8 protein-coding genes and 1 tRNA gene are annotated in these 11,086 nt (G+C 56.4%); 1 reads left to right on the top strand and 8 read right to left on the bottom strand.

Annotation, left to right across the window (positions count from 1 at the left end; all coding sequences use genetic code 11):
- Positions 1–68: 68 nt before the first annotated feature.
- The 6 genes from GC127_RS08165 to GC127_RS08145 all read right to left on the bottom strand — a co-directional run bounded on the left by GC127_RS08165 (position 69) and on the right by GC127_RS08145 (position 8,422).
- On the bottom strand, positions 69–848 hold the full coding sequence (locus GC127_RS08165; protein WP_151977484.1) for a hypothetical protein: 780 nt from the start codon (positions 846–848) through the stop codon (positions 69–71).
- A gap of 217 nt (positions 849–1,065) precedes the next feature.
- Positions 1,066–2,742, bottom strand: coding sequence for a carbamoyltransferase C-terminal domain-containing protein (locus tag GC127_RS08160; protein ID WP_151977482.1), 1,677 nt, complete (start codon positions 2,740–2,742; stop codon positions 1,066–1,068).
- Positions 2,742–2,918: an acyl carrier protein gene (locus GC127_RS22790; RefSeq protein WP_219434894.1), complete on the bottom strand. Its 177-nt coding sequence runs from the start codon at positions 2,916–2,918 to the stop codon at positions 2,742–2,744. The genes GC127_RS08160 and GC127_RS22790 overlap by 1 nt, the downstream gene beginning before the upstream one ends.
- Before the next feature lie 86 nt (positions 2,919–3,004).
- Positions 3,005–5,158 carry a cytochrome P450 gene (locus GC127_RS22785; protein ID WP_199861216.1) on the bottom strand — a complete coding sequence of 718 codons (2,154 nt, stop codon included), beginning with the start codon at positions 5,156–5,158 and terminating at the stop codon, positions 3,005–3,007.
- Between the two features lie 5 nt (positions 5,159–5,163).
- Complete coding sequence (locus GC127_RS08150; protein WP_254700817.1) at positions 5,164–6,663, bottom strand: AMP-binding protein; 1,500 nt, start codon at positions 6,661–6,663, stop codon at positions 5,164–5,166.
- A gap of 193 nt (positions 6,664–6,856) precedes the next feature.
- Positions 6,857–8,422 (bottom strand): radical SAM protein, encoded by a 1,566-nt coding sequence (locus GC127_RS08145; RefSeq protein WP_151977476.1) that lies wholly within the window; start codon positions 8,420–8,422, stop codon positions 6,857–6,859.
- Positions 8,423–9,083: 661 nt separating this feature from the next.
- Here GC127_RS08145 and GC127_RS08140 point away from each other — a divergent pair.
- Positions 9,084–9,159 (top strand) — tRNA-Thr (locus GC127_RS08140).
- An 80-nt stretch (positions 9,160–9,239) separates the two neighbouring features.
- Here GC127_RS08140 and GC127_RS08135 read toward each other — a convergent pair.
- Positions 9,240–9,656: a nuclear transport factor 2 family protein gene (locus tag GC127_RS08135; protein ID WP_081507282.1), complete on the bottom strand. Its 417-nt coding sequence runs from the start codon at positions 9,654–9,656 to the stop codon at positions 9,240–9,242.
- Between the two features lie 181 nt (positions 9,657–9,837).
- Positions 9,838–11,070 carry an amidohydrolase family protein gene (locus tag GC127_RS08130; RefSeq protein WP_037298637.1) on the bottom strand — a complete coding sequence of 411 codons (1,233 nt, stop codon included), beginning with the start codon at positions 11,068–11,070 and terminating at the stop codon, positions 9,838–9,840.
- Positions 11,071–11,086: the final 16 nt, after the last annotated feature.

Genomic DNA, 11,086 nt, shown 5'->3' with positions numbered 1-11,086 from the left:
AACCAGCTCATCAGTGTCGCGCAGACTGACCACTGACATCTGATAGGCTGACCGCTTTGCGATGGTCGCTAAGCTGTAGCGTCGTGCTCATCCACGACGGTAATCCTGTACTCACGCAGAGTATCGACGTTCCACGTCAATGGCCCGTGCAACGGGTTGGTCAGGAAAAGCTGAAGTGTCCAACTGCCAGCGATGGCAGGTGCGCGGAATTCAAGTAGCTGGCCGCTCGTCGCTGTCTTGGCAATGGCGATCACCTCTAAATGCGGCAGCACGCTGGCATCGCATTCCCAAACGGCCAGAACGTCATCGCCGACCTGAAGTTCGGCGCATTTGATCAAGATCGTGATATGCTGCCTTGTCGCAACCGTCTGCGGGATCGTTTCTGGCGCCAAGGCCGACCGATCTGAAACTGCTGGAGCTTTTGGCAGGGCAAGAGCGTGACGCACCTCGCCTGCAAGCGCGGATATCGTATCCGGACGAAAATAGGTGCCGTGCCCCCCTGGCAATATCCGGCAAGTGGGATTCACAAAAAGCCGATTCCAGGCGGGCCATGGATCAATATTTCTCAGAAAGGGATTATAGTCCTTGCTTTCGGCACCAAAGAGCAACGTGGCCTGCAGAGGCAAAGCCGGAACCTCTATCCATTCCATTGCTATGAAGCCTTGCACATTTATAGCTTTGAGAACCAAGTTGCGGGCCAATTCCCCTGCGATTGCTGCCCCTTGGCAATTGCCGCCCACTGTGCACGGCCTGTCGCGCAGATAGGATGCCAGGTCGTTGGCATAGGATGCTGCAAGCGTTCGGTTGTGCCAAGTGGTCAGGGATTCTCTTCGGATCACCGTATTCAAGGACCGCATGCCGATCAGGGGCTGATCTGGCCCAAGGGCCTCTGCCAGTGCCGGGAATTCGATCGCGCTATTGAAAACCCACAAGAGTGGCGGTTTGCTGCCAGCCTCGTTTGTGATTGCGATGTGGTTAAAGGCCCCAAACTTTCGGCCCGGCCATGGTTCCACAAAATTGCCAATGACCTTAAGCCAGTGTTCACACCTATGCGTGTCGCTCATTCTATTTCTCGATCAGATAATCATCTATCAGCACAGCATCCAAACCTGACGTCGCAAAAACGGCGAGAGCGTCTTCTACTGAATGAATGATGGGCTTGCCCATGATATTGAAGCTTGTGTTCAGAACGATGGGCACGCCTGTCAGCGCGCCAAAGGCTTGCGTCAAATCATGCATCCACGCTGCGTTTGTTGGTGATACGGTTTGCAACCGTCCGGTTCCATCCTCGTGAACGACGGCAGGAACGCGCGCCATTCCAGCAGCACGCCACGGCAATGTCACCGACATATACGGAGAAGGTTGTGGGCGCTCGAACCACTCTGACACCTGGTTCTCTGCAATCACTGGGGCAAAAGGGCGATACGGCTCACGTCCCTTGACGCAGCGATTAATACGATCCTTCATATCTGGTGATCTTGGATCAGCAAGGATGGATCGGTTGCCCAGGGCGCGCGGGCCAAACTCTGCCCGCCCGCGCATCACGCCGATGATCTTGCCTTGAGCCAAATGCTTGGCAATCTGTCCCGCGCTATCGCCCGAGATATCGCTGACATGGCCCAACCCTTGTAAATGAGACAGGCGCCCCACGGCCTTTGGTGCCGAGGAGCTGCCCAAGTAGGCCGAACCGTTCGAGACAGGGATGCGGGTTTCACCCGTTGTTTGCATCCAACTGAGCATTGCCGCGCCAATCGCGTTGCCATCATCCGCAGGTGCGGGCGGAACAAAGACACGCTCAAAGCCGGTGCGCCCAACGATGGTTCCGTTGTAAGACGAGTTTAACGCGCATCCACCGCTGAGGATCAGGGTTCCATCAGACCCCTCAAGGCAAGAAGCCAAGATCTGGTCGGTGAGATCCGCAAAAACCGCCTGACCGCTTGCTGCCAGATCAGCAGCCTGCAACACGGGTGCTGTATCGCTTCGGCCAAACTGAGACAGCGTTTCATGCGCCTTCACAAGAATGGTGTGATCGGCAAATCGCAGACGCCCCTGTTCCACGCTCAAGACCGAGGCCAGAACCTGCTGCAGCTCGGCCTTGGGAGTACCAAAAGCTGCCAGCCCCATGACTTTCCATTCTTCGCCCAAGCGCCAGTCAAATCCGCATAGGGTGGTCAGCCACGCGTAAAATGTCCCAAGGCTGCCGGGCCCCCAAGACCGCCACCGGCGCTTGAGCCGTCGGTCGCGCAGATCAAACAAGGAGACTGCCCCCACCTCACCTTCGCCGTCGATCACAAGGCATGCGGCATCGCTGGCCGTGGCGAACACAGTGGCGGATACGGCGTGACACAAATGATGATCAAACCGGCGTATCTTTGGCATCGTAGAGGCAAGGCGCAGACGCAATAGCGTGGCACCGGCCCCACGCTGGGCTGCTGATTGCAGCTCTCGCAGCCATAACCCGTCTGTAGCGGGCAGTAGAACGTTGGATAATGTGACAGGCACGTCAGCCTTGACGTGTTTCCAGCTTGTGGCAACCTGTAAGCTGTCGGTTTCTGGGTCAAAGCCGATGGACGACAATGCCGATTGAAGATGCGTCACATGATCCGGGGCGATGCCCCAGGCGCGCTTGTCTTGCATAAATCGCTCGGTCGCTTCGGCAAAAACAACGCGGCCCATTTCATCAACGATTGCAAGGGCAGGATCGTGCCCCGAGGTCGAAAGGCCAAGATGGTACTGTCCCATCAGGCTTCTATACGCCCCGCGATCTCTCGTACAAAGGCACCCAACGTGTCATGCGCAAAGATGTCCGCAGGATCAATTTCCACTTGAAACTGATCCTCGATTTCACCGCTGAGCAGAACGGCCTCGATTGATTGCAGGCCAAGATCCGTAAGGACAGAATCTGCCGTAATTTCCATATCGGCAGCCTTCGTGCGAACCTTTATTTGTTCAACAGCGAATGCAAGCACCTGCTCTTCAATAGACTGAGGCATTCTTCTTACTTTCATGAGGAGAGCACGCAGGGCAACGCCGAGAGTGCTACGGTTTGTGACATCGGGAAATAGCGCTGTCCTTGGTTTACAAGGGATAGGTTGGGAAACCGCTCGAATACGGCAGGAATCGCGCGTCGGATGATCAATCGCGATAAGGCTGCACCAACACATCGGTGCATGCCCTGCCCAAACGACAGATGCAAGGCCCCCGGGTTGCGGTCACGGTTGATAGCCTGAAGTGTGAGGCGCGCTGTATCTCCGGCTTTCATCGCCATGCCGGCCAGCTCAAGATCAGCGCGAGCCATGCGGTAGATATACTTGGGGCTTGCGCATAGGGCTATCAGCTCTTCAAGGCGGGTAGAAATCCAGTCTGGCGTCTCGATGTTGGCGCGCTCTTCGACCGGGCCCGACAAAATCAGATGCAGAATATTTGCAAGGGTGTGGGACAGATTGAAGCTGGCCCCGTAAAGCACCAAGACAACCGCTTTGAGATCATCGGTGGAAAACCCCTCGGGGGGCTCTGCCAAAAGATCGCTGAGAAGTGAGCAGTTTGCGGCAGTGGGCACTGTCATCAGCGCCATCGCTTCGTTGAACTTTTCCTGAACGGCCAAAAGATCCCGCATCGACAGCCATGGCTCGAGAACAGCCTGAAGCTCTGGCGCCAGACGCTCAAACTGCGATGGATCGGACGGGAACACGCCAAGGATTGGCGCAATCACAGTCTGGCGCAATAGATCGGTGAAGCCGGTGACCAGATCCGGATTGGGCATGCGCGTCAGGTTGTCGAGCGCGTCGGCGATGGCCGTGTCCGCTAGATCTGTCCAGTCTTGCAGCCGCGTTGCTCCGAGGCGTCTGCCAATTGCGGTGCGCAGGGCTTCGTGGCGCGGGCCATCCATGAAGAACAGGGCATTCTGCGATATTTTAACCGCTATCGTCAGATCGCGCCCACTGTGCTGGGCTAACGTCGATAGGTAATTGGTCATCTGCGGCGGCGAGAAACGATCATTGTCGCGCACCACCTCATGGGCCAGCGCGGTATCACGGATATCGCACAGCCGCGAGGTGGCCCGATGCGATCCTTGCGCCGTTTCGCAGGGCAGCGCAGTAGGGGCCTGCATCATGGGGGTTTGAACAAAACTGCATTGCTCTTTGTTCAGCACAATGCTCGGGAAACGGCGAGCCAATGCAGGGATCGACTGCGCAAAGACCATCTCGCTTAGGAACGATCCGGGGCATTTATGTGCGCCGCTGCCAAAGCTCATGTGCCGCACGCCTGATTTGGTGTCACTGCGCAGGCAGCTGTTGGTTTTGACGATGTCCACAACCGCCGCTTGCCCTTTGTGGAACGGGCACCCGGCGATGGTGGTCGCCTCGGGTGCGACCCGTACAAGGGTGCGCGTTGATTGATAAAGGCTAAGAAGCCGCGGCAACTCGCGCTCGGCCCAGCCAGGGCGCGCCGCGTCTTGCCAGTTGCGGGGTGGTCCGGTCAGCAGACCGTAGAGTGCAAAAGCAACAGACTGCGTGGCCGAGTTCGAGCCCACTAGAATTCCCAGAACCAGATATCTTGCGTCAAGCCCGGCAGGCAGATCGGAGCGCCGCCGATAGAGATACTCGATCAGCGTTTCGGGCTGGTCGGGGCTTTGATGCGCTGAAGGATTGGGAAAGGCGCCGATCAAGAGACCCACCGCATGTTCGAGTTTGCGCAGAGTGGGCACGGAAAGATAAGGTTCGGTCAGCCGCTGAACCGTCTCGATGGCTCTGAAATGCGCCTCACTTTCGTCGATCTTGAGGCCAAACATCTGCGGCATGACCCGCAAAAACAACGGGATCGTGAAATTGGTGACCAGATCGGGCTTGGGCGCTGCTGAAAGCTGCGCAAGCGCATGGGAAACCCCAGCGTCCAGAATATCTGCCCAGTGCTTCAGCCCGTCTTTGCTGAAAAAGGGCGCAATGGCGCGGCGTGTCTTAAGATGATCGTCACCCGTCATGGCAACAAGCGTATTTTCTGACAGGCGGTTGAGGTTTTCGAGCTTGATATCGCTGTTGTCTGACAGGGCTGCAAGATATTGGTCGATCCGAGGCAGCTCTAGGTCCCGAAGCACTGCTGCCGCATCCGATGGGGTGCTGAAAAACGATGTAGGATCTGCCCAGATGTTGCCGCGCATGGCCGTTATTCCCGCCTGAGAACATCGTTGGGGTTGGCGACATAGGTGTCTGCCAAAACTTGACGGCGTATCTTTCCACTGCTTGTCCGAGGTAGCTCGCCCCGTGGCAGAATACGAATATCATCAAGTTTTATGCTGTACGTGCCAGTAACCGAGCGGCGGATAGCCGACACAAGCTGACGGTGGTCGCGCTGCGGCGTCATGCCTTGCCGAACCTCGATAAACAAAGCTGCATGGCCATTTGGCGCACCGGGCGGCACAAAGACGGCGGCCCCCATCGGATTAAGCGCGGTATCCTCTTTCGCCGCCAACCATTCAATTTCTGCTGCGGCGACATTCTGGCCGTTCGTGATGATGATGTCTTTCAGACGCCCGCTGATAAGAAGAAACTGCCCCGAGACCCGTCCGAGATCCCCCGTGCGCAGCCACGTTTCGCCATCCGCCGTTTGCACGAAGGTTTGCGATGTGTCCTTAGTCTGGCCAATATATTCCGCAGCGGCGGATCCCCCGCGCAACCACAACTCTCCTGTCGCACCCTCAGGCAGCACATGGCCACTATTTGGATCGCAAATCCGGATGTTCGCGCGCGTTTCCGCAGATAACAGACAAGGCGCGACGGTGGAGTTGGAAAGCGTGGCCTCGGTTGCCGGGATACCCGGCTCTCCGGCGATGAAGAGCGTGTATTCCGCCATGCCATAGCAGGCAAAGGCGGCTTTTGGATCAAGTCCTTGCTTTGCAAACCGGGTCGAGAAGCGCCCCAAAAGGTCTGCAGGGATGGGTTCTGCGCCGCAAAACGCGCGTTTCCAGCTTGATAGGTCAAGAGTATCACAGGCGCTTTCAGGAACACGATTCAGGCATTCCTGAAACGCAAACGCAGGCCCGCCACTGAAGGTTGCACGATAGGTTGAAATCGCCTTGAGCCAGGAGAGCGGGCTGCGGATCATTTCAAACGGGCTCATCTGCAGTGACTGCCCGCCGCTGAGAAGGGTGTACAGGATACCCCCCATCAGCCCCATGTCGTGATAATGCGGCAGCCAGTTGACTGTAACAGTTTCCGCGTTCACGCCCCAAAGCCGTTGAAGCATCGCGCAGTTGGCGCGGATCTGTTGAGCAGTGATCGGAACGGCCTTTGGAAAACGGGTTGAGCCAGACGTGTGCTGTATGATCGGAGCCACTATCTTGGGTGCGCTATTGAGCGTTGCCAGCGGCACATTCGGGCCGTCCATCACATAGACCGGACAAATCTGATTGCCCTCATCATCACACAGCTGGGCAGCAACAGCCGCTTGATGGGCGCTTGTGCATAAAACCACCGTCGCGCCGCAGGTTTGCACAATATGGCGCATCCGGCCCGGTGCATCTGATGGTCGCGGTGGCGCGATGGGCACCAGACAGCCTTCGCCGATCAGCGACGCAAGCAGCGGGAACAAAAACGCCTCGCCAAAAGGGAGAGCGGCGATCATCACCTGCGGCCCGTTCCCCAGACAGGTGGCCCAGTCTTTCAAGCAGTTTTCTGCTTCTTCCAGTAACTGGGATCCGGTGTAGTGGGTTGCGCGATCCCCACGCCCCAGCACACTGATCTGGCGCGTATCTTCACGCGCAGTCAGAACATCCAAGATATCCTGTCGCAGACTGACGGTCGTTCCATGGGTGGACTCCCGTCTCGCAAGACGGCCGCCCTGCGTCGCACGTTCCATATCAGGAGACGCGATCAAGCTGAGATGAGCGTATCATGGAGGATCGCTTGATGGCGAAATAGGTATTCAGATATTTGACCAGGATTGGCGAGAGGTCCCATGCGATTTCGGGGCGCGCACGTGTCATTTCGTTCACTGCATCAATGACGCGTCTGGCGTTGGGGTCCTTGGCCCCAGACCGCATGAGTTTCAGCATGACACCGGAACCGGCAATCTTTGCCTTTGACTGGCGTCGCAAATGTTCGGGCGCTGGCTTCAAAAGTTTAGCGACATGCTCGAACCGCTTGATCACATTGTCTGGCTCAAAAAGCGCGTCCACAAGCCAGATTGCGCCCTCGGCCAATTGCTTGCGGGTCATGTTCTTGGGGATGATATTGGTCCAGCAATCCGTGCCGGCAAAGCTGATTTCATTGCCGTTCTGAACAAGGCGTCCTTCGGCCTCCATTGTTGCGTAAAGAGGTGTTGCAACCGGCGCGACCAAAACAGTTACCCTGATCGTCACAACCGGAAGGGCCATGCCAAATTCGAACTGGCGTTCAAAGCAGCTAAGATCATCGCTGTCAAAACCGATCATCATCCCAGAGGACACCACGATGCCGGATTCCACCACAGTCTGGGTTTGCTTGACGAGATCCTGCTTCAGGTTCTGACGCTTTTTTGACTCTTGTAGTGCCTCGTCGCTGTTGGTTTCGATGCCAATGAAGATGTCTCGTACGCCAGCTTCGTTGCACAAATCCATGATGCCCTGGTCGCGTGCGATATCTATGGATGCCTGGGTGGAGAATTGGACAGGCTCCCGACCGTCACGCCCATTCCAAGCCGCCAGCACCTCCAGCAACTCTCGCGTTCTTTTGCGATAGACCGTAAAGTTGTCATCCGAAAGGCTGATGTTTCTATAGCCGTGGTCATAGAGCAATTGGCATTCTTCGATGACTTTTTCGGGCGGTTTGTGTCGCTGGGTTCGCCCCAGGTACTGGATCACATCGCAAAAATGGCATTCAAACGGGCAGCCGCGACTGGTTTGAATAACTCCGGTGACGACACGCTCATTTCGATAAAGATCCCAGCGCGGCAAAGGAGAAAGCGCCATATCCGCCTTGCCACCTACATATCGCGGCTTGAGCGCGCCATTCCGCAGGTCGCGCATGAATTCCTCTGCCGAAGTTTCGAACTCTCCGATCACGAGGCAATCAGCGTCTGCTTCGAAAACCTCTGGGGCCAGTGAAACATGTGCGCCCCCCATGACGACAGTTCGCCCCATTTTCTTGAATTCCTTAGCGATTTCGATGCCGCGCCTTGCTTGGGAAACATTCATGCTGATGCAAACGATCTGTGCGGGATTGGTGAAATCCACATCTTCAATCAGTTCATCACACAGCGTTAAATTTACATCCGGGTCAAAGAACGCGGCGACGGTCACAATGCCCGCAGCAGCCATAAGTGTGAACCGCTCGTCCAGATTGAGGGATGCGTCGGAAATAAGCGTGTCGCGTCCAAATTCCGGTGTTGGAGCAATAAGGTAAACGTCCATTTCAGAAGAACCCCATTTTAACAGACCACCCAGCAAACGGTGGCGTGTCGCCCGACAGGGCTCGATGTCGTTGTTGACCCTAACGGCAGGGCTCGTAGCCTTGGGTTTGTGGGATGCTTCAGCGACATGTGGCCACGAGGTATCGTGGCTTTAATCGGACGATCAGCACCAACCAGAACCTAAGAAATTACGGGTACTTACAAGATAACTAGCAAAGCTATAGTGCGACGATGGTCGCGCACGCTCAGCATATATAGCTGCCACAATCCCACCAACCCATCCATGAGAGGTAGTAACATCCTCCGGAAGATCGGTTTAAGCTCCATACTCAGTGGTCAACTCAAGCGACTGTACATCTTGACGCGTGGGGCTTGGTTTTTCACGATCTTCAAGGACGACTTGTGATCGCAGTCCCCACAGCATCTCTCATCTGCGGATGACCCAGCGTAGCGGTCTTGGCGACAAATGTCATCCCTCAAGCGGGCATGGCGCGCTAAAACAGCAGGGGCCACCCCTGCACTGATTCCACCTTGCGCGCCGCAGTTCAGTCGTTTAAACGCCGCTTCGCGTTGCCTCGATTGATTTGTGGGTGGAGCATGTCGTTCGAAATTTGCGGGTCCGCTCGCGAATGACTTGCAAAACCATAGGGTTCAAGGCAAATGAGAAGAACCAGTAGGGCCATAGTAGCGCCCGCAAAGCCCCATTAGCTCAGCTGGTAGAGCAGGTCCTTCGTAAGGACAAGGTCGGCGGTTCGAGTCCGTCATGGGGCACCAGTTCTCTCGGGCAATGCGCTAAATTCTAACCAAAAATTGGCTGATAGCTGCCTCTTCGGGTCCAGTTCGGGTTCTCGGGATCAGAGCGGGGCTTCGGCCAGGCCGGCGCGGTGCAGCAGAATTTCCGCACTGTCGTTCCAAACATTCGTTGACGTTATTTTGCCATCCCGCACCACGAACATATCCATGTAACGGTTGGTTTCGAACGGCGTGCCATCCGGCCATTCGCCGTATAGAAACCCAGTGTTGTAGACGTATACGGACCCTGTTTCGGCGTCGTAGGCGGCGTCTGTTCGCAAAAAGCGCTTTTTGACCCATTTGTAGCGTTTGGCGTTAAACGCAGTTGTATCCGCCGGTCCGGTAAACTGACGCCCGCCGGTAAAGATGACCTCGAAATCATCAGCGACATAGGCGGCGGCCCCGATAGGGTCTGGCACCATGGAGCGTTCCAGGTAGGCCTCAACGATTTCTTTGGCGGCGGTAACGGGGTTTGACATGGGGTATCTCCAGGTGGGCTTGGTTCGGTAACTTGTGAGGGCGCGATCAGGGGGCGACGCAGCCTTTGATCTGACAGAGGTCTTTTGCGCCAAATATCAGCCGATTGAGAGGGCCGTTCGCCTGTCCGCCCAATCTGGGCCTGTCTCTAAAGGCGCCTGGGCGATCCTCCATCCTCAACGCTTAATGGCTGTGCAATTCAGGCAATGCATGGGTGAACACGGGCTTGCCGCGTTTGAACCCGTACATTGGCTGAGCAAGCTCGGCCACGGCCATTGTCGCATCCCGGGCATCAATTACGACCAGATCTGCGGGTGCGCCTTTCTGGATCCCGTAGTCTTTCAGGTTCAGAAGTTTGGCGGAGCGGGAGGACACCATATCAAGGCATCCGGCCATATCTTCGCGTCGTCCGATCTGTGCGATATTGGCGTAGAGATTGGCCATTCGGATCAGGGAGCAATCGCCAAACGGAGTGAACGGGTTGAGCACATTGTTTGTGGACAAAGAGCAATTTACCCCTTCGGCGGCCATCAGATGTATTGGCGTTACGCCACGCGGCACGCTCAGATTCTCTGTGTGGTCGCGATGCATCAGGAAAAGATCGGTGGACGGAAGAACCGTGACGGCGACACCTGCATCCGCAAGGCGCCGTGAAAGCGCGGTAAGCCGATGGGCAGACATATTTGCGAATTTGGTGACATGGCCCACCGCGACCCTGCCGCCCCAACCATATTCATCCGCCTTTCGGCAGACATAGTCCACGTCGAGGGACGTGGCATCGGACCCGAAATCGAGATGCATGTCGATGTCTACGTCGAAGTCGCGCGCCATCTCGAAAACGCGGTCAATCTGGCCATGTGGGTTCGTGTCTGTGTAAGGTGCTGCCCCTACCGAGCCTGCGCCGTCCTTTAGGGCTGCGACCATCAATTCATCCGTGCCGGGGTTATTGAGCAGCCCATCCTGTGGAAAAACGCAGATTTCCACATCAATCGCCCATGCAAATTCCGCAATTGCATGCTTCACGCCCTCAAATCCCCGCAGACCAACGACAGGATCGACCTCGACATGGGTGCGCATCTGCGTGGTGCCCTTGAGCACACATTTTCGCAGCGTCTTGGCCGCGCGGAAAGCCACATCTTCTTCGGTAAAAGCGGCTTTCAGGCCAACGACCTCGGCGATGGCTTCCTGCAGGCCGCCTTTCATCTGACACCGGTCAAGAATGCATGATTTGTCGAGATGGATATGCGTCTCGACAAAGCCGGGGAGAACGATCCGACCGTTCAGGTGGAGGGCTTTGTCGCCTTGCTCCAGCGTGCCCGCCGCTTTCATCTCGACAATCTTGCCACCGTGCACACCCAGATCAAACGCCTGACCTGGCTCTGAGGGCAGGGTGATATTATGAAATGTCAGATCCATGAGGCTCCCTTTCTTC

Origin of the sequence: Roseovarius sp. EC-HK134 (assembly GCF_902498815.1) — a bacterium.
In the GTDB taxonomy this organism is placed as follows: domain Bacteria; phylum Pseudomonadota; class Alphaproteobacteria; order Rhodobacterales; family Rhodobacteraceae; genus Roseovarius; species Roseovarius mucosus_A.
The sequence above is the reverse complement of the archived record's forward strand: the minus strand, read 5'-3'. Positions and strand labels throughout refer to the sequence as shown.

Excerpts from the sequence above, each read along its gene's own strand:
- GC127_RS08135 (WP_081507282.1), bottom strand. The coding sequence starts at position 9,656 with ATGTCAAACCCCGTTACCGCCGCCAAAGAAATCGTTGAGGCCTACCTG.
- GC127_RS22785 (WP_199861216.1), bottom strand. The coding sequence starts at position 5,158 with ATGCGCGGCAACATCTGGGCAGATCCTACATCGTTTTTCAGCACCCCA.
- GC127_RS08160 (WP_151977482.1), bottom strand. The coding sequence starts at position 2,742 with ATGGGACAGTACCATCTTGGCCTTTCGACCTCGGGGCACGATCCTGCC.
- GC127_RS08130 (WP_037298637.1), bottom strand. The coding sequence starts at position 11,070 with ATGGATCTGACATTTCATAATATCACCCTGCCCTCAGAGCCAGGTCAG.
- GC127_RS22790 (WP_219434894.1), bottom strand. The coding sequence starts at position 2,918 with ATGGAAATTACGGCAGATTCTGTCCTTACGGATCTTGGCCTGCAATCA.